Genomic DNA, 23,454 nt, shown 5'->3' on the forward strand with positions numbered 1-23,454 from the left:
TTCGGGGGCCGAGGCGCCAGGGAATAGCCGCGCGCCGGTGTCGCGTTGCCACGAGCGTGACGACGAACACGCCGCGGCCCGAGGTGCTGCGATACACCGCCTTCTCCAGTGCCCCCGACGGCGGGAACCCCGCCGGTGTCGTTCTGGACGCGGGCGCCCTGGACGACAGCGACATGCTGGCCATCGCCGCGGACCTCGGATACTCGGAGTCCGCGTTCCTGACCGCGCCGCCGCGAGGCCTCGGCGGCCAGGAGGGGCGGGCGTTCGGCATCCGCTACTTCAGTCCCAAGGCCGAGGTGCCGTTCTGCGGGCACGCCACCGTCGCGACCGCCGTCGCGCTCGCCGAGCGGACCGGCCCGGGGGAACTCGTGTTCGCCACGCGCGCCGGGACCGTACCGGTGGAGGTGACCGAGGAGGCCGGCACGGTCAGGGCCACGCTCACCAGCGTCGAGCCGCACATCGAGGAGATCGCCGACGCCGACCTCGCGGAGGCGCTCGCCGCGCTCGGCTGGCCGGCCGCCGATCTCGATCCGGCCTTCCCGCCGCGGATCGCGTTCGCCGGTGCCCGCCATCTGGTGCTCGCGGCGGCGACACGCGCGCGCCTCGCCGATCTCGCGTACGACTTCGCGCGCCTCGAAGCCCTGATGCGGCGGTTGGACCTGACCACGCTTCAGTTGGTGTGGCGGGAGTCGGCCACCGTCTTCCATGTCCGTGACCCGTTCCCCGTCGGCGGCGTCGTCGAGGACCCGGCGACCGGCGCCGCGGCCGCCGCCTTCGGCGCGTACGTCCGTGAACTCGGCCTGGCGCCCGAGGACGCCGTCCTCACCCTGCACCAGGGCGAGGACCTGGGCCGCCCCGGCGAACTCACGGTGACGCTGCGCGCGGGTGACTCGCGGGTCCGTGTCGGCGGCGCGGGAACGCGCATCGGCTGAGGCTCACGGCATCCGCGCGGCCGGCGCGAACAGCCCCTCCGGGTCGTACGCGGCGCGGATGCCGGCGAGCCGCTCCTCGTGCGAGCCGAAGACCGCGCCGCGCAACTGGCTCGCGTCCTCGCCGAGCCCGGCGAAGTTGACATATGTCCCGCCGCTCGAGAACGGCTTCATCGCGTCCCACGCCGAACGCGCCCACTCGATCGCGGCCTCGTCCATCGCCGGGTCCTGCCAGCCCGCGTCGATGCTCACGTTGAAGCGCGCGGACCGGTGCGCGAACGCGCTGTCGTCGGGGCCCACGCGCGCCACGGCGCCGCCGAGGGTGCGCACGACGACGAGACTCTCCGGGGTCGGCCGCCGGGAGTCCCAGTCCAGCAGTGTCCGGATGGCCTCGTCGTTCAGCTCGTCCATGAAGTGCGACTTCATGAAGTAGCGCTCGCCGTCCGGGAACCGCCAGGTGTTCGCGCACTGCAGCGCGACGTAGGGCACCGTCGCGCTGAGGTCCAGGAGCACCGGGCCCAGTTGGCGCTGGGGTGCGAGCGCGGCAAGGGCGCCGTCGTCCGGCGGGCCCCCGTAGACGGCACCGATGATGACGCACTTCGCCCTGTGCAGTTCCCGCGGTATCCCGGGGGCGGCGGGCACGCTCCAGAGCAGCAGTTCCGGCGTGACCGTCTCGGGCGCGCAGCTCGTCGCGTCGCGCCAGGCCCGCACCACCGCCTCCGCGTGCTCGTACGGGTGGAGCATCACCACCGTGGCCACATCGGGGCCGAGGGAGTGGAGGCCGAACTCGAAGGAGGTGACGACGCCGATGCCCCGGCCCCCGCCGCGCGCCGCCCAGTACAGATCGGGCTCCTGCTCCCGGTTGACCGTGCGCACGACACCGTCCGCGGTGACGATCTCCAGCGAGCGGACGCTGTCGCAGCTCAGGCCGAACGTCCGCATCACGAACCCGAACCCGCCGCCGAGCGTGAGACCCGCGATCCCGGTCGCCGAGATCTCCCCGCCCGGCGTGGCCAGAGCATGCAGCTGGGTCTCGCGGTCCAGTTCGCCCCACGTCACGCCGGCCTGGGCGCGCGCCGTACGGGCCGCGGGGTCGACGTGCACGCCCTTCATCCGCGACAGGTCGATCACGAGCCCGTCGTCGCACAGTGCGCTGCCCGCCACCTGGTGGCCGCCACCGCGGATGCTGACGACGGGACGGTGCTCCCGCGCGACCCGCACCGCCTCGACGACGTCCGCCGTGCCGGAGCAGCGGGCGACGACCGCGGGGCGGCGGTCGATCAGGCCGTTCCACACGGTGCGTGCCTCGTCGTAGGCGGGATGCCCGAGGTCGATCACCTCACCCTGGAGCGAGGAGCGAAGCTCGTCGGCGATCGCCTGCTCCGCGGCACTCGTCGAGGGCGAAGTCCGCTCGTCCGGCATCGGCGTCACCTCTCCCGGTACGCGCTGCTGTCCGTCCTTCCACGGTAGGCCTGAGCGCTCGGAGCCGCACGACCGCCGCAAAAGCAGGTGGTATGGCCATGTCCGAGCACCTGGCGGGCATCGCCCTGCCCGTCGGGGGTTCGGCGACGCTGACGTGGTGAGGCCGGCTCAGTCTGTCCCCGGTCGGCGCACGGAGGCCGTCGGCGGCCGTTCGCGCAGGGCGCCGTAGGCCAGGAAGTAGGCGGGTACGCGGTTCAGCCAGCGTGACGTGGTGATCAGTTCCGCGATGTGTTGCGCGCGCTGGGGGTCGCCGAAGGGCGGGCGGCCCTGCAGGACCGGTTCGATGACGTTGGCGTGGGCGACGCGCTGCATGCGCTGGGTGACGGCCGTGGTCAGCCGGCGGCGACGCTGGATTCGGCGTACCGCCGCCGCAAGGCCGGAGGTTTCGCCGCTCAGCGGGCCGACGAGGTGGCGGGCTGCGGCCACCGCGTCCTGGACGGCGAGGTTGATGCCGATGCCGAAGACCGGTGACATGGCGTGTGCCGCGTCCCCGATGCAGACGAGGCCCGGCCGGTGCCAGCGCCCGAGCCGTTCGAGCCGTACGTCGAGCAGCTTCACCTCGTCCCACGAGGCGAGGGTGTGCGTGCGGTCCGCGAGCCACGGGACGGCGGTCCCGTAGGAGTCCCGGAAGCGGTCGAGGCCCTCCGCGCGCAGCCGTGCGTCGCTGCCCTTGGGGATCAGCGCGGCGCACTGCCAGTAGTCCCCGCGGTCGATCATGGCGCTGAGGAACCGGTCGCCGACGCCGCCCACGAGTCCGTGCGGATCGCCCTCGCGCCGCGGCAGCCGGAACCACCAGGCGTCCATCGGGCAGCGGAACGTGCGCAGGTCCAGTTCGGGGAGCGAGCGGGCGAGCGAGCCGCGGCCGTCGCAGGCCACCGTGAGGGTGGCTCGCAGTTCGCCGGTGCGGCCGTCGGACGTGCGGTAGGAGACGCCGGTGACGCGGCCGCGTTCCACGAGGAAGGAGGTCGCCTCGGTGTTCATGCGCAGGGTGAAGGACGGCTCGCGTCCGGCCTCGTCGGCGAGGAGGTCGAGCAGGTCCCACTGGGGCACCATCGCGATGTAGTTGTACCGGCGTCGCAGGGCGCCGATGTTCCCCACGGTGACCAGCGTCCCGTCGGGGCCGAGCGGCAGCTGGACCGTCGTGACCCTGCGCTGGGGCAGGCGGGCGAACCGTTCGCCGAGGCCCAGTTCCTCCAGGAGCGCGAGGGTGGTCGGATGGACGGTGTCGCCGCGGAAGTCACGCAGGAAGTCGCCGTGCTTCTCCAGGACCGTCACCTCCACCCCGGCGCGGGCGAGGAGCAGCGCGAGGACCATTCCGGCGGGCCCGCCGCCCACCACGCAGCACGTGGTCCGCTCCGCCGTCCGCAGGCCGTCCCTCGTGTCCATCGCGCTCCGTCCCTTCGTCCGCACCGCTGATGAGTCACACTGGTATACATACCCACAAGTAGCAGCAAAACCGTCACGCAGGGTCGCTATGCGTGGTTGCCATGTGTGTTTCCACACGTGGTGGCTGCATGCCCGGGAGGCACGATGAGCCAGAGTCGGCAGCCGGTCCTTCTCCCCTACTCCGATCCGGCCTTCGTGGCCGACCCCTTTCCGCTCTACCGACAGCTGCGCGAGGACGGCCCGGTCCGCCGCGCGGTCATCGCGGGTGGCGTGCACGCCTGGCTGGTCACCCGCTACGAGGACGGGCTCGCGGCCCTGTCCGACCCGAGACTGAGCAGCGACATCCGTGACGCGTCGGACCGTCGTCTGATGGACCAGCTGCCCGAGTTCGAGCGCGAATCGATGATGAGCAGCATGCTGCGCTCCGATCCGCCCGACCACACCCGGCTGCGCCGCCTGGTCTCGAAGGCGTTCACGGCGCGCCGGGTCGCCGAGCTGCGGCCACGGATCCAGGAGATCGCGGACCGGCTGCTCGACGAGGTGGTGCCGGCGGGCCGGGCCGAACTCGTCGCGGAGTTCGCGCTGCCCCTGCCGGTCACCGTGATCAGCGAGCTGCTCGGCGTGCCGGTGGACGACCGGTACGACTTCCAGCGGTGGACCGACGACATGCTGCTGCGCGGGGAGCAGATGCCGGACCCTGTGGTCGTGAACGAGGCGTGGCGGAAGATGCGCGCGTACCTCACACACCTGCTGGACACCAAGCGCGCACGGCCCGAGGACGATCTCCTCAGCGCGCTGATCAGCGCCCGTGACGAACAGCAGCGGCTGAGCGAGGACGAACTGATCTCGATGACGTTCCTGCTGCTGGTGGCCGGGTACATCACGACGGTCAACCTGATCGGCGGCGGCATCGCCGCGCTCCTCGCCCACCCCGACCAGCTGGAGCTGCTGCGCGGCGACCCCGGTCTGCTGCCCGGCGCGATCGAGGAGTTCCTCCGCTACGACGGTCCGGTCAGCCCGGGCATCGCGCGGTTCGCGCGCGAGGACGTCGAGATCGCGGGCGTGAGCGTCCCGCGCGGCGCGACCGTCCTGATCGCGTCCGCGATCGCCGACCGCGATCCCGCGCGCTACGCCGACCCCGAGCGGCTGGACGTCGCCCGGCGCGACATCGGCCATCTGGCGTTCGGGCACGGCATCCACTACTGCCTGGGCGCCCCGCTCGCCCGCCTGGAGGGCGAGATCGCGATCGGCGCGGCCCTGCGCCGCCTCCCGGACCTGGCCCTGGCGGTGCCGCCCACCGAACTGACCTGGCGCCCCGGCGGCCTGCGCGGCCCGGTAGGCCTGCCCGTCACGTTCACCGCGAGCTGAGCCCGCGTTGGGGGGCGACACAGGCGACACAACAGGGGAGCCCACCCCGCGTCCGGGGTGGGCTCCTGTCTCTGAGCGCCGGGCAGGCCTTGCACCTGCATCTCCCCGCAGGAAGCGGGGCGTCTTTCCTTGGACCACCAACGCGCGAACGGTTGCTCGAAGTTCGGGCGACCAGTTCGATCTCAAGTATAGGGCACGCCACGGACCATCCGTGACCGCGGGCGCCCGACCGGAGTCGGGCGCCTTTTCCGGAGGGCTAGAAGAAGCCCAGCTTCTGGGGCGAGTAGGACACCAGCAGGTTCTTCGTCTGCTGGTAGTGGTCCAGCATCATCTTGTGTGTCTCGCGGCCGATTCCGGACTGCTTGTAGCCGCCGAAGGCCGCGTGTGCGGGGTAGGCGTGGTAGCAGTTCGTCCAGACGCGGCCCGCCTGGATGGCACGGCCGGCGCGGTAGGCCATGTTGATGTCGCGGGTCCACACGCCCGCGCCGAGGCCGTACGAGGTGTCGTTGGCGATCTTGATCGCGTCGTCGAAGTCGTCGAAGGACGCCACGGAGACGACCGGGCCGAAGATCTCCTCCTGGAAGACCCGCATGCGGTTGTCGCCCTCGAAGATCGTGGGCCGTACGTAGTAGCCGCCCTTCAAGTCGCCGTCGTAGTCGGCGCGTTCGCCGCCCGTGAGGACCTTGGCGCCCTCCTGCCTGCCGATGTCGATGTACGACAGGATCTTGCTCAGCTGCTCGCTGGACGCCTGGGCGCCGATCATCGTGTCGGTGTCGAGCGGGTGCCCGGGCTTGATCAGCTCGGTGCGGGCGACGGCCGCGGCCAGGAAGTCGGGGTAGTTGCCGCGCTGGATCAGGCCGCGGGACGGGCAGGTGCACACCTCACCCTGGTTCAACGCGAACATCGTGAACCCTTCGAGGGCCTTGTCGCGCAGCTCGTCGTCCTTGTCCCACACGTCGTCGAAGAAGATGTTCGGCGACTTGCCACCCAGCTCCAGCGTGACCGGCTTCAGGTTCTCCGCCGCGTACTGCAGGATCAGGCGGCCCGTGGACGTCTCGCCGGTGAAGGCGACCTTCGCCACCCGCGGACTGGAGGCGAGCGGCTTTCCGGCCTCGGGGCCGAATCCGTTGACGATGTTCAGCACGCCCGGCGGGAGCAGGTCGGAGACGAGGCTCAGCCAGTAGTGGATGGAGACCGGGGTCTGTTCGGCCGGCTTGAGGACGACGGCGTTGCCCGCGGCCAGGGCCGGCGCGAGTTTCCAGGTCGCCATCAGGATGGGGAAGTTCCACGGGATGATCTGGGCGACGACGCCCAACGGCTCGTGGAAGTGGTAGGCGACCGTGTCGTCGTCGACCTCGCTGAGGGAGCCCTCCTGGGCGCGCACGGCGCCGGCGAAGTAGCGGAAGTGGTCGATGGCCAGCGGGATGTCGGCCGCCAGCGTCTCCCGTACCGGCTTGCCGTTCTCCCAGCTCTCCGCGACCGCCAGCGGCTCCAGGTGCGCCTCCATGCGATCGGCGATCTTCAGCAGGATGTCGGAGCGCTCGGTCGCCGATTTACGCCCCCAGCCGGGCGCGGCCGCGTGCGCCGCGTCGAGCGCCAGCTCGACGTCCTCCGCGGTGCCGCGGGCCACCTCGGTGAAGGGCTGGCCGTTGACCGGACTCGGGTTCTCGAAGTACCGCCCCTTGACCGGGGGCACGTACTCGCCGCCGATGAAGTGGTCGTAGCGGGGCTGGTAGGAGACGATCGCGCCCTCGCTTCCGGGCGCCACGTAACGGGTCATGCGGAACTGACCTCCTTCGGCAGCGCTGCCCGCCGTTGGGCAGCTCTGCGACGGAGGGTAGGAAGGCGGACGTTGCATCCACGTTGCGGCGGCGGGCCGTCACCCGTGCCCTCGGGCCGTCGCTACGGGCGTCCCCGGCCGAGCGGCACCGCCAGTTCCGACTCCATCGCGGTCAGGCGGGCCCGGATCGCGGCCGTGGGCCGGGCCGTGGCCAGCGAGCGCCACACGTCCAGGTCGTCCTCGCCCCACGGCGCGTACGCCCAGTCGGCGAGCAGGTCGGGATCCCGGCGGGCGATCAGTGCCGCGCGCAGACCGTCGGCGAGGCGGCGCCTGAGCCGTGCGACCTCCGGTGCCTGCGAGGTGGGGAGCAGCGGGCCCGCGTAGGCGGTCAGGGCCGTGGTGATCGCGCCGGCCGCCAGCCGACGTTCCACGACGGCCATGTCCGAGGCGACGGGCGCCGTGAGCCGGTACGGGCGTGAGGCGAGCAGTCCGGGGCCGAGCACCTGACGCAGCCGGGCCAGTTCCGCGCGCAGCGTCACCGGCGTCACCGACTCGTCCTCGTACAGCGCGCACAGCAACTCGTCGCCGGTCAGTCCGTCGGGGTGACGGGAGAGGAGGACGAGGATCTCGCTGTGCCGGCGGCTGAGCCGGAGCCTGCGGCCGTCCGCCGTCAGGAGCGCCTGGTCGCGGCCCAGCGCGGCCAGTTCGAGTTCGCGGGCGTCGGGGAGGCGGGGCGTCAGCAGCGCCAGCTGGGACTCCGCCGCGCGTGCCACGGCCTGGACGAAGCCCAGGCTGTGCGGGTGCGCGAGGCCGTCCCCGCCGGTGATGTCGACGGCGCCCAGCACGCGGCCCGTGCGGGGATCGTGTACGGGGGCGGCCGCGCAGGTCCAGGGCTGTACGCGCCGGGCGAAGTGCTCGGCGGCGAAGACCTGTACAGGGCGGTTCACGGCAACGGCGGTGCCAGGCGCGTTCGTTCCGACCGCGCTCTCCGCCCACCGGGCGCCGGGCACGAAGTTCATCCGCCCCGCCTGCCGCAGCGTCGACGCGTGGCCCTCGACCCAGAGCAGCCTGCCGTGCGCGTCGCACACGGCGAGCAGATGCCGGCCGTCGCAGGCGAACGTGCCCATCAGCTCCCGGAACAGCGGCATCACAGGGGCCAGCGGATGCTCGGCGCGATGGACGCCGAGGTCGTTGTCGGTCAGTTCGATGTCGGCGGTGCCGTCGGGGCGGACGCCTGCCCGCGCCGACCGCCGCCACGAGTCGGCGACCACGCCCCGCACCGGCCGGGGCACCGTCCCGGCCTCGGTGAAGATCTCGTGGGCCCGGTGCAGCACCCGTACGCGCTCGGCAGGGTCGGCCCCCGGCTCCAGGGCCACCCAGGGATCGGTCAACGTAACCTCCCGCGGGGCGATGCGCTGGGGGACATCGTCGCTCGGGGGGTCCGTGGCGACAACCGTTTCGACCGGCTGAGCGGCTCACCCGACCCCCACCACCCCGGCCCGACGTCTGCTGAGCGGACGGCCGTGACCGGATACAGCTCTTGACAGGACATCAACATCTGACTGAGCATCAGGCGCACACAGCTCCCGCACGGCTCTGGCACCACCTGATCCAGGCATCGCTCGACTCCCCATCGACGAGAAAGTGCGGCTCCCCACATGACACATCCGAGATCCAGCCTGCCCACGACCATCTCCGCACGGCTGGCCGCCGTGGCACTCGTGGCCGTGGCGGGGCTGATCGCCGCGTCGCCGGCCGCCTCCTCTGCCACGCCGGACCGGACCGGGGCGGGCACCACGGGCGCCGGGATGGCGGCGGCACCCGACCTCCCGCTCGCCAATGTCAAGGCGCACCTCACGCAGTTCCAGTCGATCGCCACCGCCAACGGCGGCAACCGGGCCCACGGCCGCCCCGGCTACCGGGCCTCGATCGACTACGTGAAGGCCAAGCTCGACGCGGCCGGATTCACCACCGCCGTCCAGCAGTTCACCCAGTCCGGCAGCACCGGGTACAACCTGATCGCCGACTGGCCCGGCGGGGATCCGAACCAGGTCCTGATGGCCGGCGCGCACCTCGACTCGGTCTCCTCCGGCGCCGGGATCAACGACAACGGCTCCGGCTCCGCCGCCGTACTGGAGACGGCCCTCGCGGTCTCCCGCGCCCAGCTCCAGCCCACGAAGCACCTGCGGTTCGCCTGGTGGGGCGCCGAGGAGCTGGGGCTGGTCGGCAGCAGGTACTACGTCAACAACCTGCCGGCCGCCGACCGCGCCAAGGTCTCCGGCTACATCAACCTCGACATGGTCGGCTCCCCGAACCCCGGCTACTTCGTCTACGACGACGACCCGGCGATCGAGAAGGTCTTCAAGGACTGGTACACGGGCATCGGCGTGGCGACCGAGATCGAGACGGAGGGCGACGGCCGCTCCGACCACGCGTCCTTCAAGAACGTCGGCATACCCGTCGGCGGTCTGTTCACCGGCGCCAGCCGTACGAAGACGGCGGCGCAGGCGGCCAAGTGGGGCGGTACCTCCGGCCAGGCCTTCGACCGGTGCTACCACTCCTCCTGCGACTCGACCACGAACATCGACGACACCGCGCTCGACCGCAACAGCGACGCTCTCGCCCACGCGATCTGGACGCTGGGAACGTCGGAGCCGGTACCGCCCGGTGAGTCGTACGAGAACACCGCGGACGTCGCCGTCCCGGACAACGGGGCCGCGGTGACCTCGGCCGTCGCCGTCGCGGGCCGCACGGGAAACGCGCCGGCGGCGCTGCGGGTCGGGGTGGACATCAAGCACACCTGGCGCGGTGACCTCGTCGTCGACCTGCTGGCGCCGGACGGCACGGCCTACCGGCTGAAGAACTCCAGCAGTTCGGACTCCGCGGACAACGTCATCGCCACCTACACCGTCAACGCGTCCAGCGAGACGGCCAACGGCACCTGGCGGTTGCGGGTGCAGGACGTCGCCTCGCAGGACACCGGCTACATCGACAGCTGGAAGCTGACCTTCTGACCGATCGGCCGCGTGTGCCGGGTCGCCGGCGCACGCGGCCGCGGGGCCCCAGGGCCCCGTCAGGGGGCGATGCCCACGCCCTCGACGCGGCTCCACGCCTTCTCCTGGGCGGCGGTCATGGCCGGCCAGCTCCAGCCGCCCGGTCGTGGCCTGACACGCGAGGCGTAGGGAGACGGCCGGAACTCCGGGTCGTAGAAGCAGCCGGTCCCGTAGGTGCGGTCGAACGCGGCGCAGGAGGCGGCGATCGACCTCGGTGTGGGCTTCCTGCCGGTGCGCACCCAGGTGTCGAGCGCCGTCAGGGAGTTGGCGTACTCGGAGTCGCTCAGCTCGCTGTGCTCGTGCTCGTTCGTGAAGGTCTGCACGAGGTGCCTGTCCCGGTGGGCGCCGGCGAGGGTGTCGCGGTAGGCGGCCTCGTGCTCGATGAACGCCGTGGGGTCGTCGATGGCGTGGAGGGTGAGAACGGGAATCTCCACCCGGCCGGTGAGGTCACTGTCGTAGGACAGGTCGCGGACGGCGGTGGGGTCGGCGGAGAACCGCTCGACTCCGGCGTTGAGCGCCTTGTCGTCGTGCGAACCGGAATACCGCACACCCCAGTTGGAGAACGGATTGCGGTCGCCGAGACGCTTGTGCACGATGTCCCGGAAGGTGAAGACGGCGAAGCGCAGATGTGACTCCAGCGTGCGTTCCGGGATCCGCGTCACGGCGAGGATGTCGTCCAGGTTGCGCTGCTGGAGCGCGGTACGTTCCGCCGGCGGGGACTCATGGCCGGTGCACTCCTGGAGCCGGACGCGCAGGCCGGCGGTCGTCAGCGTGGACTCGGGGCGGAGCCCCTGCCAGAGCGGGTACCGCGGCTCGCTCGGGCGGGGCAGGTTGTCGCAGTAGTACTGGTAGACCACGCGCAGGTCCACCCGGTAGTCGTAGCCGCGCGAGCCGCCGCCGAGGACTCCGTTGGTGAGCAGCGCGCCGTCGTAGGGGCCACCGCGACCGCCGTACATCTCCGCCACCTTGGCGGCCACGTCGCCGCCCCAGGACTGGCCGTGCACATACGTCCGCTTCGGCCGGCCGAACTCCTCGACGAACAGGCGGCGGAGGTTCTCGGTGTCGGTGGCGCCCATCCTGGTGCCGTAGCCACCCCGGCGGTACGACGAACCGGCCCAGGCATAGCCCTGGTCCACCATGACCTGCCAGCGTCCCAGGTCACCGAGGCTGCGCTCGGGGTCGGAGCCGTCGCCCAGGTCGGGTCCGCCGTGGGCGTGGACGACGAGCGAGCGGTTCCAGTGCTTGGGGACGGCGATGGCGTAGTAGGCGCCGTTCGCGTCCTGCCCGGTGTGGCAAGTGGCCTTGTCCTCGAGTCCGGAGAGACAGGCGACGGAGGCCGGCCGGGCCACCTCCGCCTGGGCGGCGGGCACGTTCACGAGGGTGCCGGCCACCGCCGCGGCGAGGCCCACGACCAGCCTCAAGCGGGGCCGCCCCGGGCCACGCGACTGCCGGAAGATGCGAAAGGCCGTTCTTGGATGGTCCACTGTGCCGCTCCTAGTCGCTCGGCGCCTACCTCACAGCGCGAGCCGTGATGCTATGAAGCGACCAGGTTCGGGAACACAACCTCGGGTTTTGCGTTCATAGTGTTCTCCCGCCCGGACCTGGTGAGCCGGACTGGCCCGTCGCGTCGGGCTGTGCTGTCCGGGCCCGGGTCTCCGCGTGGTCGCGCAGGGTCCGGGTGCCGGGGGCGAGGCCACAGGTGCCGGACTCAGACACGGCGTCCTGTCCCCTCAGGCGCACGGTGACCTGGCCGTCGACGTCCTGGCTGTAGGCGATCGTGCAGATCAACTGGCGTCGTGCGGTACTGTCCAGTCCGCCCAGGGCGACGGGCACGTCGGCGGTGACGAGGCCGCCCGGGGAGACCTCGACCGTGACGGTCCCGCCGGGGTCGGCAGGGGGAAGTGAGGTCCCGAGTCCGGCGGCACGGCCGTTGTCCCCCGGACCGCCGAGCAGCGCGAGAACCGCCTCCTCCGTCCCCGCGGGCCCAGGCTGCGCGCCGGAGAGGTCCTGATATCCCGAGCCGAACCCCCCGGCCGCCTTGGTCGTCCGCAGCACGGGAAGCAGGTCCCCGTCGGGCGAGCGGAAGAAGAGCAGCATGTCGGAGTCGCGGTTCAGGAAGGCCTGGACGGTGGCGGGACTGCCCGCCGCGATGACATCGGTCTCCTGGATGCCGCAGCCACCGAGCAGCAGCGCGGCCGTCGGCACCGCGAGGGCCGCTGCGCGTCGGCGCGTTCGCGCACCCCTCATCCGCCGGCCTCCTCCGCGTGGAGCGGTATCTCCACACTGAAGACGGCACCGCCCCCGGGCAGGTTCCCCGCACGGATCGTTCCGCCGTGCAGCCTCACGTTCTCCAGTGTGATCGCCAGCCCCAGGCCGCTGCCCGCCGAGCGGGTACGGGCGGCGTCGGCCTTGTAGAAGCGGTCGAAGATGTGCGGAAGCGCCTCCGGCCGGATCCCCGGTCCGCTGTCGGCGACCTCGGTGATCAGCACGGGCGGGCCCTCGGGGCGCGCCTCGCTGCGCAGTCGGACGGTGACGGGCGCGCTGCCGTGCCGCAGGGCGTTGCCGACGAGGTTGGCGACGACGACGTCGAAGCGGCGCGGGTCGAGCCGGGCGCGGATGCCGTCGGGCAGTTCGGTGCGGACCCGGCCGTCGGTCCACTGGCGGCTCTGCAGGGTCTTGCGGAGGGCCTCCGCGACGTCGACCTCGTCGGCGTTCAGCTCGGCCGCGCGGGCGTCGAAGCGGGAGATCTCCATCAGGTCCTCGACGAGCACGGCGAGCTTTCCGGTCTCGGTGCTGACCAGCCGGACCGCGCGGGCGGTGTCGGCGTCCAGCCCGTCGGCGTCCTCGTCGAGGACCTCGGTGACGGCGAGCATTCCGGCCAGCGGGGTGCGCAGTTCGTGCGAGACGTCGGCGGCGAAGCGGCGGGCGCGTGCCTCGGCCTCCCGCAGTTCCTGCACCGAGCGTTCGAGTTGGCCCGCGGACTCGTTGAAGGTGTGCGCCAGATCGGCCAGTTCGTCACTGCCCCGCACCGGGATCCGGGTGTCGAGCCTGCCGCTGCCCATGCTCCGGGCGGCCCGGCGCAGATTGCGTACGGGGCGCAGCACGCTGCGCGCGGCGATCAGGCCGGGTATCAGGGAGACGGCTAGGCCGGGCAGGGCGCCGTCCCGGGCGGCCGTGACCAGCGCCTCGACGTTGACCTGCTCGTCGGTCATCCGCATGACGGCGTAGAGGACGAGCCCGGTGGGCAGCACGCTGTCGGGGCTCGCCTTGAAGACCGTGGGCATGGCGATGGTAAGGTACGGGACGCCGTCCTTGACGACCCGCTCGAAACTGCCGTTGGGGTTGGCGCGCGCGGCGCGGCGCAGCTCGGGCGTGATGACGGTGGATACGGGGCTCTCGCCGGAGGAGGCGCGGAGCGAGCCGTACTCGGCGAAGACCACCCAGGTGCGTGGTTTGCCCTTGCGGGCGAGGTCGCGCAGGACTTCCTCCAGGCCCTCCCGCTGCACGGGCAGTCCCCAGCCCGTCTGCTGGACCTGGTCGCGGAACGACGACACCGCGGTGTCCTGTGCGGTCTGCAGCAGGGCGCTACGGGCCTCGCGGTAGGTCAGCGCGGCGGTGGTCCCGGCGCTGACGGCGGCGACCAGCAGGAAGGACAGCACCAGCCGCACGCGCAGCCCGAACGCCCAGGACCGCATCCGCCGCAGCGGCGACCGGCTCGGACGCCGCGCCTCCGGCGCCTGCGCACCGGCCGGTGTCCCGCCACCGCCCGGTCCGGGTGCGTGTTTGGTGGTCACAGCGGTCCGAAGCGGTAGCCGAAGCCCCGCAGGGTCTGGACGTAGCGAGGGGCGCCGTCCTCGTCCTCGATCTTGCTGCGGAGGCGTCTGACGCAGGCGTCGACCAGGCGCGCGTCGGCGTGGTAGCTGTGCTCCCAGACGTGCTCCAGCAGTTGCTGCCTGCTGAACACCTGCTCCGGGGCGGAGGAGAGGTGCAGCAGGAGTTTCAGCTCGGAGGGCGCGAGCGGCAGCCGCTTGCCGGCCTTGGTGACGGTCAGTCCGGCCCGGTCGATGGCCAGCTCGCCGTAGACCTCGATGGACGGACGGCCCGGTCCGGCGTCCTCGATACGGCGCAGCACGGCGCGGATGCGGGCCTCGATCACCTCGGTACGGGCGGGCTTGACGATGTAGTCGTCGGCACCGGCCTCCAGGCCGATGACCACGTCGAAGTCGTCGCCGCGCGCGGTGAGCATGATGATCGGCAGCTGGCTGTTCTCGCGGACCCGGCGGCAGACCTGGACGCCGTTCATGCCGGGCAGCATCAGGTCCAGCAACAGCAGGTCGGGGCGGAATTCGATCAGCGCGGCGAGGCCGGCCTCGCCGGTCGCGGCCGCCCGTACATCGTGGCCGCGGCGGCGCAGACCGAGTTCGACCCCTTCGCGTACGGAAGGGTCGTCCTCGATGAGGAGCACGCGGGGCATCAGCAGTCTCCCTCGGTGGTGGTCAGGCCCGGGTGACTCGCCGGCGCAGGCCGGAGAGCAGGGCGTCGAGTTCGGTGAGGCGCAGCGGACGGGCGAGCAGGGCGAAGGTGAGCGCCACGGCTGCCGCGCCGGCGGCCGTGGCGGCCAGGGCCCCCGCCCGTGCGGCGCCGAAGGCCGCCAGGTGGCCCAGCACGGTGGCGGGCACGGCGGCGAGCAGCAGCCGTACGTGCGCGACGGCGGCGGACGACCGCAGCGGCCGGATGACGGCCAGCCGCCGGCTCAGCACCCGGGACGTCACCGCCCAGCCCGCGCACAGCGCCAGCGAGTACGCCGCCGCCATCCCCGTCACGGCCCAGCGGGCCGGCAGCAGTTGGGCGGCGGCCAGGGACAGGCCCGCGTTGACGGCGACGATCACCAGGTTGAGCAGGAAGGGCGTACGCGTGTCGGAGAGCGCGTAGAAGGTGCGCGACAGGACGTACTGGCCCGACATGGCGACGAGTCCGGGCGCGAAGGCCATGAGGATCCCGGCCATGGCGGCCGTGTCACCGGCGCTGGTCCTGCCGTACCCGAAGACGAGGGCCATCACCGGCTGGGCGAGCGCGAACAGCATGCAGGCGGCGGGTACGACGGCGGACGCGGAAGCGCGCAGGGCGTGCGAGACGTCGCGTCGTACGGCCGCGGTGTCCGCGTCGGCGGCCGCGGCGCTCATCCGGGGCATCAGCGCCGTCACCAGGGAGACCGTGATGATGCCGTGCGGTACGGCCCACAGGGCGTACGCGTTGTTGTACGCGCTGAATCCGGGCCCGCCCTCGACGCCCGCGTTCGTGGCCAGCCGGGTCGTGACCCAGTACGCGGCCTGGTTGGCCAGGACCAGCAGCACGAGCCAGCCGGCCGCCCGCAGCGGGCGGGTCAGTCCGCTGCCGCGCCAGTCGAAGCGGGGCCGCCAGCGGAAGCGGGCCGCGCGCAGGGCGGGCACGAGGGCGAGCGCCTGGACGGCGATACCCGCGGTCGTACCCCAGCCGAGCACCGCGGTCTCGGTCGCGGTGAGCCTGTCCCCGCCGCCCATGGCCAGCGCGAGATACAGACCGAAGACGGTCATGACGACGAGGTTGTTGAGGACCGGCGCCCACATCATCGCGCCGAACCGGCCGCGTGCGTTGAGCACCTGGCCGAGCAGCGTGAACAGTCCGAGGAAGAAGATCTGGGGCAGGCAGTAGCGGGCGAACGCGATCGTCATGGCCGCCTGTTCGCCGACGTAGTCGGTGTACAGGTCGACGATCGCGGGGGCCGCCCACACCGCGGCGGCGGTGATCGCCAGCAGGACGGCGACGCAGACGGTGACGAGCCGGTCGGTGTACGCGGCGCCGCCGTCGGCGTGCTCCTTGGCGGCCTTGACCAGCTCCGGCACGAAGACGGCGTTCAGGGCGCCGCCGAGGAGCAGCATGTAGACGATGGTGGGCACGGAGTTGCCGACCGCGTAACCGTCGGCGGTCGGCCCGATGGTGCCGAGCGCCGCGGCGACCACGGCGGACCGGGCGAATCCGGTGGCCCGGGACACGATGGATCCGGCGGCCATGACGGCGCTGCTGCGGGCCGCGGAGGGCGCCTTGGGCGCGTCGCCGGGGGTGTGAGGGGCGGGCTTGTCAGGATCGGCGACGACGACTGCACGTGCGCCTGCACCTGCGGTGGACTGCTCGCCGCCGTGCCGGGCGCGGGGCACGGTGGCGTCCGCGCCGGTGTGCGCGACTCTCTCGGTGTCGTCCGCACCGGAACCGCCGCTTTCCGTTCCCTCGCCCGCCCGTGTCGTCCGCTTCATCGGCGGTTCAGGTACGCCTGGAAGGCGCGGTGAAGCGTCTGGTTGGCGGTGCCGCCCAAGGGTCTCTCCCATTCCCCCAACGTCTCGACGACCTGTCCGCCGGTGCCGAGCTTCCACCGCAGCAGTCCGTACGCACGTTCGTCAGGGTCGAGAGTGGAGGGTACCCCGCGCATGTCGTAGACGTCAGCGCCGACGGCGTGGGCGTCCAGCAGCATCCGCCACTGCAGGGCGTTGGAGGGCCGGACCTCGCGGCGGTGGTCGGCCGAGGCACCGGTCTGGTACCAGACTCTGCCGCCCACCGTGATCATCGTGTGGGCGGCGAGTATCTCCCCACGGTGCCGGGCGAGGTACAGCTTCATCCGGCCCGGTTGCTCCGCGTTGAGCGCCCGGTACTGACGCTCGTAGTACGCGAGCGAGCGGCCGAGCCGGAAACCGTCACGCTCCTCGGTGACGCGCAGCAGCCGGTAGAACTCGGGAAGCTCGGCCGCGCTGCCCACCATCACCTCCACGCCCTCCTTCCGGGCGCGCCGGACATTGCGGCGCCACTCCTGGTTGAGCCCGGACCACAGGTCCTCGGTGGTGCGTCCGGCGAGCGGCACCCGGAAGACATGGCGGGGCTGGGCGTCACCGTCGTCCCCGGTCCCGTCACCACCGCAGCGGCGCCAGCCCCGGGCGCGCAGCCGCTCGGCGACGGCGGTGCCGAGCGGGTCGACCTCGCTGGCGAGGACGTCGGCCAGGCGCCGGCCCGAACCGGTGAGCGACTTGAGCAGCGCGGCGTCCCAGCGCCGGTACGCGGGCGAGGGGCCGATGCGTACGGCGAAGGCGCCCGCCCGGCGCAGATGCTCCAGCAGCGGGGTGAGCCAGCCGTCGATGTCCGGGGCGCGCCAGTCGACGACGGGGCCTTCGGGAAGGTAGGCGAAGTACTTGCGGGTGCCGGGGAACTGCCGCAGCAGCACGAGCGCGACACCGGTCAGCTCACCGGCGTCGGGGTCCGGTCCCCAGCCGATCAGCTGGGCGCGCCAGCCGTCCTTGACGCCGGCCCAGGACGGGCATTGCAGAAAGCCGGCGCCGAGTGCCGCGCCTGCGGGGGACGCGAGGAAGGCACGGTAGGCCTCGGCGGTGACGGGTCCCAGGGCGAGGTCCGGGTTCCGTTCTCGGTCACGGCGGCCGGGCGGCACAAGCAGCGCTGACACAGTCTGAGCCTCTCCTTCTCCCCGGGCCTGTCGCGGGGACACACAAGATGCTCACAGCGGCCGATGACCGCCCCGAGCGGCGAATGTGACCGGACCATGACCATTCGTCACCAGTCGCCGTCACACAGCTTTGTAGCCGCTGACCTGGAGTTTTCCGGCTCTACAGTCACGAATGTCCGCCGATCCAGGCTCGTTCAGTTCCGACACGGAGGTTCCGTTGCACCGCACACGGGTACGCGCCCACGCCCGGGTACAAGCTGCCGTCGCGGCCGCGCTGCTGGCGCCGCTCGCCGCCTGCTCGTCGAGCGGCTCTCCCACCGCCTCGGCCACCGGGGCGAGCAGGATCGCCGACGACCGTCCGGTCACCGTCACCGTCACCCCCACGGGAGAAGGGGCGGAGGCGGGCGAGCCCGTGACGGTCACCGCACGGCACGCCCGTCTCACCTCGGTGACCGTCACCGACGGCGAGGGCCGCAGACTCGCCGGCAAGGTCGCCCGCGACGGCACGTCATGGATCTCGGACCGCAAGGCGGCGCCCGGCACGGCGTACGCGGTCACGGCGGCGACCCGGACGGCGGGCGGTACCGCGGGCAGGACCAAGGCCTCGTTCACCACGGCCCCGGCGGACAAGGTCAACAAGGTCGACTGGCGGCCGGGCGCCGGCGCCACCGTCGGTATCGCCCAGCCCATCTCGCTCGTCTTCGACAACCCCGTCAAGAATCGGGCGGAGGTCGAGAAGCAGCTCAGGATCAGCACCTCGAACGACACCGAGGGCTCCTGGGGCTGGATGCGCGACTGGTCGGGCAGGGACCGGGTGGACTGGCGGCCGAGGGAGTACTGGAAACCCGGTACCAAGGTGACTCTGGACGCCGAACTGAACGGCACGGACTCGGGCACGGACGGCGGCTGGTTCGTGCGCGACTACACGACCACCTTCACCGTCGGCGCCCGGCAGATCGTCGAGGTCGACCTCGACAACCATCGGCTCACCCTCGTACGCGACGGCAGGACCGTGCGGCGCATCCCGGTCTCCGGTGGCACGCCCGGCGGCGACAAGCGCTCCTGGCGCGGAACCGCCGTCCTCATGGCCAAGGAGGGCACGATCAACATGAACTCCGAGACGGTCGGCCTCGCCGACGCCTACGACAAGATGGTCGACTACTCGATGCGGCTGACCTGGTCGGGCATGTACGCCCACGCCGCCCCGTGGAACGCCCGCTATTTCGGCAACGACAACCGCAGTTCGGGCTGCATAGGGATGAGCGACGCGGACGCGGCCTGGTTCTACGGACAGGTACGGCCGGGCGACCCGTTCGAGATCACGGGCAAGGAAACGAAGGGTGTGGTCGCGCCGGGGAACGGCTTCGGTGCGTGGAACGTGTCGTGGGCGCGGTGGCAGGGGATGAGCGCGCTGAGCTGAGGAGTGGGGGGCGCAGGGGTGGGGCGTTGTTCGCGCCGTCACCCCTCTCCTTGGACCCGTCGGGCGAACGTGGGGCGAGGGCGTGGTGCCTGGAGGCGGGAGCGGGAAGCGCATGCTCATGCAGCCAGGCACTTCGCCCTCGGTGTACCCGCTCCTGCGCAGGACCGCCGCATACGCGTGGCGCCTGCTCGCCGTCGGCGCCGTCGTGTACGCGGTCTTCGCCGTACTGGGGCAGTTCCACGAGATCGGCGTCGCCGTCTTCCTCGGTCTGGTCGTCACCGCGCTGCTGCGTCCCCTCGTCGACCTGCTGGAGCGGGTGATGCCGCGCCCGCTCGCCGTCGCGTCGTCCCTCGTCGGGAGCGCGGTCCTGGCGCTGGGAGTGCTGGCGCTGGTGGGCGAGGCGGTGGCCGGAGAGAGCACGACCCTGGTACGCGAGTTCCGGGACGGCGTCGGACGGATCGAGGACTGGCTCAACCGTCCGCCGTTCCGCGTGGACGTGGCCGCGCTGAACATCCAGGACAAGGTCGCGGAGTTCATCGCGACCCACCGTTCGGACCTCGTGAGCACGGCGCTGAGCAACGCGAGACGGCTGGTGTCGATCCTGACCACGGTGGCCCTCGGGCTGTTCTGCTCGGTGTTCTTCCTGCAGTCGGGCCACCGGCAATGGACCTGGGTGATCGAACAGCTGCCGACGTCCGTACGGGCCCATGTGACACTCGGCGGACGGGCGGCCTGGCGCAGCTTCACCGGTTACACACGGGGGATCGTGCTGGTGGCGGCGACGAACGCGATTCTCGTCGGTGTGGCCCTGGCCCTGCTCGGCGTACCGCTGGCCGTTCCCCTGGCCCTGCTCGAATTCACCGCCGCCTTCGTGCCCCTGATCGGTTCACCGATCGCCCTCGCCGTCGCCACGGTGGTCGCGCTCGCGTCCCAGGGCCCGCTGGTGGCAGCGGTGGTCCTCGGACTCATCGTGGTCATCGGCCAGATCGAGGGCCATCTGCTGCACCCCCTCGTCATGAGCTGGGCCGTCCGGCTGCACCCGCTGGTGGTGGCCGTCTCGGTCGTGGCGGGGGCGATCGCGGCGGGCGTGGTGGGGGCCGTGGTGGCGGTGCCGTTCGTGTCGGTGATCTGGTCGGTGTACACGACGCTGCGTGAGGCCACGAGCGCGGAAGTCTAGGCGTACCGCCGGTCCTCGCACCGTCCGCCCGGCCCAGCGACCGGACGGACCGACGGCCGGACGGACCGCCGTTGCTGTCACCCTTCCGCGGCCTCCCGGATCCGCGGCTCGAACTCCCGCCGTACGTAGGCGTCGAACGGCTCCGACAGCGCGCCGTCGATCACCCGCCGCACCTGGTGCCCCGCGGCGAACTCCTTGATCGCCGCGCGGGATTCGGGCCCCACGCCCCCGCCGATGATCAGCACCCCGAATTCCCGGGTCTCCAGCAGTTTCCGGGCCTCCTCGTCGGTGCTCACCCCCTCCGCGTCGAAGCCGTCCGCGCGCAGGGTGGCCAGCACCGCCGTCACCCTGGCGGGCGTCCTTCCCAGCACCAGTGTCCTCATGGCCGTCCCTCTCCCTTGCATCGGCGTCAACGCACCCGGCTTCACGATCTCAACCGGCCTTTCGCCGCGGCCCGCACGGCCTGCGAGGACTGCGGCGTCAGCTCGGTGAGGGTCGTGTCCACCAGCGTGCGGGCGTGGTCGGGGTCCAGCATGCCCGGGCGGAAGAGGATGCGGTACATCATCGGCGCCACCACGTGGTCGATGACGACGTCGACGGCGGGCACCGGCTCGCCCCGTTGGCTCGCGCGGCTGAGGACCAGGTCGCCCTGCTCGTAGGCGTACGGGTTGCACCGATCCGCGCGCGCCTGCTCACGACGGCTGAACACCGCCTGGTCCGCCACCACGCACTGACCTGCGAGGTCTACGAGCACCTCGCACCCCCCGTAGGGCCGGCCTCGCCGCATCCGTACCAGCCCGAACGAGCGCCTGCTCGGTGGCTGCCCGGCTGTTCGCCTGAGCGGCCGAACGCCCGCGATGCGTGCGGGCGAAACCCCTCACCGGCCTCTACGGTGTGCCATCGGAAGGCGCGGGTGGTGCAGGTGACAGCAGGTCAGCAGGGTGAGGCGGGCAGGACGCCCGACATTGCCGTCACCGCGGCCCGAGCGGGCGACATCGCCGCCGCGCGGCTCAAGGAACGGATCTACGCGACCCTCACCCTGACCGCTGTCGTGGTCGCCCTCGTCGAGACAGAGCACCCCGAGCACCTCGAATCCGCCCTCACGGTGGCCGTGACGGCGCTCGGCGTGTGGCTGGCCACCCTGGTCGCCGACGAGCAGTCCCACCGTGCGCTCACGGGGCGCAGCACCTCCCCGCAGGAACTTCGCACGGCCGTGTACGTCTCCAGTCCGCTGCTGCTGACCGCCGCGGGGCCACTGGTACTGATCGGGGTCTCGGCGCTCGGCGCCCTGGAGTTGGGCACCGCCCTTCTGATCAGCGCCGGCGTGGAGGTGGGCACCCTGTTCCTGTGGGGCTGGCGAAGCGGTCTGCGCATGGGCAACGGCCGGCTGAACGCCCTGTTCTCGGGCCTCGTCGACACCTTGATCGGTGTGGGCGTCGTCGCCGTGAAGCTCCTCGCCGGCCATTGAGCGGACCGTCGTGGTCGGAGACATTTCCGCGAGCCGGCCCCCGCCGCCCACAGCCGCGCCGGTGTCACGCCGCCGGCGTCGAGGCCGGCTCACCGACGCGGCCGTGAGCTGGTCAGGGTTCCCCGTGGGCCGGGGAACCCCCCGTCAGGGCAGGGTCCACTTCTGGTTGGCCCCGGCGTGGCAGGACCACAGGTGCACCGGCGTCCCGTCGTTCCAGGTGCCGCCGGACGCGTCGAGGCACTTGCCGGACTGCGGGTTACGGACGGTGCCGTCGGCCTGAGGTGTCCATCCCTGGGCGCCGGTGCCGTTGCACGTCCACAGCTGGATCCTCGTGCCGTCGGCGCTGCCGCCCCCGGAGACGTCCAGACACTTGCCCAGCGCCCTCAGCGTGCCGTCCGCGACGGTCCACCGCTGCGCGGTGCTGCCGTTGCACGTCCACACCTGGATCTTCGTGCCGTCCGCGGTCTGCGCCCCGTCGACGTCCAGGCACTTGCCGTTGACTCCCTTCACCTCACCCGCACGCGGCCCAGGAGTGGGACCGGACTGCTTGACACGGACGTTGCGGAAGGCCACGTCGTCGCCGTCGCCGTGGTTCTGGAGCCCGATGTACCCCTGGGCGAGGCTCCGCGCCGGGTCCGCGTTGGTGAAGTCGTTGATCTTGCGGCCGTTGAGGAAGAGCTCCAGCCGCTCCCCCGTGACACGGATCTCGTACGTGTTCCACTCACCCGGGGGATTCAGCGCGGCGTCGCGGGCGGCGAGGTCCGCCGACTTGAAGCCGTAGACCGAGCCGGTGGTGCGGTCGGGCGCGTCGGTGGCGTCGATCTGGATCTCGTAGCCGTTGTTCACCGCGGACCAGGGGTCGTCGGAGGCCGGGAAGCCCACGAACACGCCGGAGTTGTCGTCACCGGCCGCCTTCCAGTCGAGCTTCAGGGAGTAGTCGCCCTGGAGCTCGCGCGCCGAGTACCACAGCATCCCCAGCCCGCCGTGCGAGGTCAGCGTGCCGTCGGCGAGGGTGAAGCCACCCGGTCCCGCCTGCTTCCAGCCGTTGGTGTTCGAGCCGCTGAAGAGCGTCTGATAGCCCGTCTCCGGCCGGCAGTCGGCCTGTGTACGGTCCGCCACCCAGCGAATGCCGCCGAGGAGATGGCGGCGGAAGGCGGGCTCGCCGTACGACTCGTCGGTGTGCCCGCCGCCCGTGTAGAAGGCACGGCCGCCCTGGTAGTCCTTGCACCAGCTGATCGGGTGGTCGCCCGACATCGAGCCACCGCTGTAGCTGGACTCGTCCAGGGAAGCCAGGACGTGTGCGGTGGTGCGCGGGTTCGAGCGGTAGTTGTACCACTCGTCCGTGCGCTGCCAGGTCGCGCCCAGGTGCGCCGTGGCGTCGTGCGCCCGGTCCTCGACCTTCACGGTGGCGGACTGGACCGCGGGGTGCGACTGGAACAGAGCACCGGCCAGGCCCTCGTAGAAGGGCCAGTCGTACTCGGTGTCGGCGGCGGCGTGGATACCGACGTATCCGCCGCCGCCCTGGATGTACTGCTCGAAGGCGGTCTGCTGGGTGGCGTTGAGGACGTCCCCCGTGGTGGACAGGAAGACGACGGCCTCGTACCGGGCGAGGTTGCTTCCGGTGAAGGCGCCGGCGTCCTCGGTGGCGTCCACCGTGAAGTTGTTCGTGGCACCCAGGTCCTGCAGGGTCGCGATGCCCTCGTCGATGGAGGAGTGCCGGAAGCCGGCCGTCTTGGAGAAGACGAGCACCTCGTAGGCGGGGTCCGCCGCGGGTGCCGCCGCCGGGACCGAGATGCCGGTGCTGTCGGCCTGGTCCGCGGAGCCGGTCCGGGCCATCGCGTGCGGTGTCCCGGCCAGCAGGGCTGCCCCGAGGAGTGCCGTGGCCGCTCTCAGTGTGATGCGCATGTG

At 71.9% G+C, this 23,454-nt stretch carries 19 protein-coding genes; 6 read left to right on the forward strand and 13 right to left on the reverse strand.

Features of this window, described 5'->3' with window-relative positions; genetic code table 11:
* Positions 1-56: 56 nt before the first annotated feature.
* Complete coding sequence (locus AB0O67_RS08145; protein WP_365447424.1) at positions 57-932, forward strand: PhzF family phenazine biosynthesis isomerase; 876 nt, start codon at positions 57-59, stop codon at positions 930-932.
* 3 nt (positions 933-935) lie between these two features.
* Here the strand turns inward: AB0O67_RS08145 and AB0O67_RS08150 are convergent, their stop codons facing one another.
* The gene (locus AB0O67_RS08150; RefSeq protein WP_365447426.1) at positions 936-2,351 is read right to left on the reverse strand and encodes an FAD-binding oxidoreductase; all 1,416 of its coding nucleotides are present in this window, start codon (positions 2,349-2,351) and stop codon (positions 936-938) included.
* A gap of 168 nt (positions 2,352-2,519) precedes the next feature.
* A complete protein-coding gene (locus AB0O67_RS08155) occupies positions 2,520-3,797 on the reverse strand; it encodes an FAD-dependent oxidoreductase (protein ID WP_365447428.1) in 1,278 nt (425 codons plus the stop codon).
* Positions 3,798-3,941: 144 nt separating this feature from the next.
* On the opposite strand from AB0O67_RS08155, the gene AB0O67_RS08160 reads away from it, so the two are divergent.
* A complete protein-coding gene (locus AB0O67_RS08160) occupies positions 3,942-5,165 on the forward strand; it encodes a cytochrome P450 (RefSeq protein ID WP_365447430.1) in 1,224 nt (407 codons plus the stop codon).
* Between the two features lie 256 nt (positions 5,166-5,421).
* On the opposite strand, the gene AB0O67_RS08165 is transcribed toward AB0O67_RS08160, so the two are convergent.
* The gene (locus AB0O67_RS08165; RefSeq protein ID WP_365447432.1) at positions 5,422-6,945 is read right to left on the reverse strand and encodes an aldehyde dehydrogenase family protein; all 1,524 of its coding nucleotides are present in this window, start codon (positions 6,943-6,945) and stop codon (positions 5,422-5,424) included.
* Positions 6,946-7,067: 122 nt separating this feature from the next.
* A complete protein-coding gene (locus AB0O67_RS08170) occupies positions 7,068-8,336 on the reverse strand; it encodes a GAF domain-containing protein (protein WP_365447434.1) in 1,269 nt (422 codons plus the stop codon).
* Positions 8,337-8,603: 267 nt separating this feature from the next.
* On the opposite strand from AB0O67_RS08170, the gene AB0O67_RS08175 reads away from it, so the two are divergent.
* On the forward strand, positions 8,604-9,959 hold the full coding sequence (locus tag AB0O67_RS08175; RefSeq protein ID WP_365447436.1) for a M28 family metallopeptidase: 1,356 nt from the start codon (positions 8,604-8,606) through the stop codon (positions 9,957-9,959).
* A gap of 59 nt (positions 9,960-10,018) precedes the next feature.
* Here the strand turns inward: AB0O67_RS08175 and AB0O67_RS08180 are convergent, their stop codons facing one another.
* The 6 genes from AB0O67_RS08180 to AB0O67_RS08205 all read right to left on the reverse strand — a co-directional run bounded on the left by AB0O67_RS08180 (position 10,019) and on the right by AB0O67_RS08205 (position 17,481).
* Positions 10,019-11,347, reverse strand: a complete 1,329-nt coding sequence (locus AB0O67_RS08180) for a hypothetical protein (protein WP_365447494.1) — start codon at positions 11,345-11,347, stop codon at positions 10,019-10,021.
* A gap of 229 nt (positions 11,348-11,576) precedes the next feature.
* Positions 11,577-12,245, reverse strand: coding sequence for a hypothetical protein (locus AB0O67_RS08185; protein ID WP_365447438.1), 669 nt, complete (start codon positions 12,243-12,245; stop codon positions 11,577-11,579).
* Positions 12,242-13,693, reverse strand: a complete 1,452-nt coding sequence (locus AB0O67_RS08190) for a HAMP domain-containing sensor histidine kinase (RefSeq protein ID WP_365447496.1) — start codon at positions 13,691-13,693, stop codon at positions 12,242-12,244. The genes AB0O67_RS08185 and AB0O67_RS08190 overlap by 4 nt, the downstream gene beginning before the upstream one ends.
* Positions 13,694-13,788: 95 nt before the next feature.
* On the reverse strand, positions 13,789-14,472 hold the full coding sequence (locus AB0O67_RS08195; RefSeq protein ID WP_365447440.1) for a response regulator transcription factor: 684 nt from the start codon (positions 14,470-14,472) through the stop codon (positions 13,789-13,791).
* Between the two features lie 22 nt (positions 14,473-14,494).
* Positions 14,495-16,288: a murein biosynthesis integral membrane protein MurJ gene (gene murJ, locus AB0O67_RS08200; protein ID WP_365447442.1), complete on the reverse strand. Its 1,794-nt coding sequence runs from the start codon at positions 16,286-16,288 to the stop codon at positions 14,495-14,497.
* On the reverse strand, positions 16,285-17,481 hold the full coding sequence (locus AB0O67_RS08205) for a peptidoglycan bridge formation glycyltransferase FemA/FemB family protein (protein ID WP_365447444.1): 1,197 nt from the start codon (positions 17,479-17,481) through the stop codon (positions 16,285-16,287). The genes murJ and AB0O67_RS08205 overlap by 4 nt, the downstream gene beginning before the upstream one ends.
* A 217-nt stretch (positions 17,482-17,698) precedes the next feature.
* Between AB0O67_RS08205 and AB0O67_RS08210 the strand changes: the two genes are divergently transcribed.
* Both AB0O67_RS08210 and AB0O67_RS08215 read left to right on the forward strand, forming a co-directional pair.
* Complete coding sequence (locus AB0O67_RS08210) at positions 17,699-18,901, forward strand: Ig-like domain-containing protein (protein ID WP_365447446.1); 1,203 nt, start codon at positions 17,699-17,701, stop codon at positions 18,899-18,901.
* 118 nt (positions 18,902-19,019) lie between these two features.
* Complete coding sequence (locus AB0O67_RS08215; RefSeq protein ID WP_365447498.1) at positions 19,020-20,078, forward strand: AI-2E family transporter; 1,059 nt, start codon at positions 19,020-19,022, stop codon at positions 20,076-20,078.
* 77 nt (positions 20,079-20,155) lie between these two features.
* Here AB0O67_RS08215 and AB0O67_RS08220 read toward each other — a convergent pair whose 3' ends face one another.
* Together AB0O67_RS08220 and AB0O67_RS08225 are read right to left on the reverse strand one after the other, a co-directional pair.
* The gene (locus tag AB0O67_RS08220) at positions 20,156-20,461 is read right to left on the reverse strand and encodes a hypothetical protein (RefSeq protein WP_365447448.1); all 306 of its coding nucleotides are present in this window, start codon (positions 20,459-20,461) and stop codon (positions 20,156-20,158) included.
* A 41-nt stretch (positions 20,462-20,502) separates the two neighbouring features.
* Positions 20,503-20,832, reverse strand: coding sequence for a TetR-like C-terminal domain-containing protein (locus tag AB0O67_RS08225; RefSeq protein ID WP_365447450.1), 330 nt, complete (start codon positions 20,830-20,832; stop codon positions 20,503-20,505).
* A 162-nt stretch (positions 20,833-20,994) separates the two neighbouring features.
* On the opposite strand from AB0O67_RS08225, the gene AB0O67_RS08230 reads away from it, so the two are divergent.
* Positions 20,995-21,546, forward strand: a complete 552-nt coding sequence (locus AB0O67_RS08230) for a hypothetical protein (protein WP_365447452.1) — start codon at positions 20,995-20,997, stop codon at positions 21,544-21,546.
* A 144-nt stretch (positions 21,547-21,690) separates the two neighbouring features.
* On the opposite strand, the gene AB0O67_RS08235 is transcribed toward AB0O67_RS08230, so the two are convergent.
* A complete protein-coding gene (locus AB0O67_RS08235; protein ID WP_365447454.1) occupies positions 21,691-23,451 on the reverse strand; it encodes a ThuA domain-containing protein in 1,761 nt (586 codons plus the stop codon).
* Between the last annotated feature and the right edge of the window lie 3 nt (positions 23,452-23,454).

This window comes from Streptomyces sp. NPDC086077 (genome assembly GCF_040686175.1).
Lineage (GTDB): Bacteria > Actinomycetota > Actinomycetes > Streptomycetales > Streptomycetaceae > Streptomyces.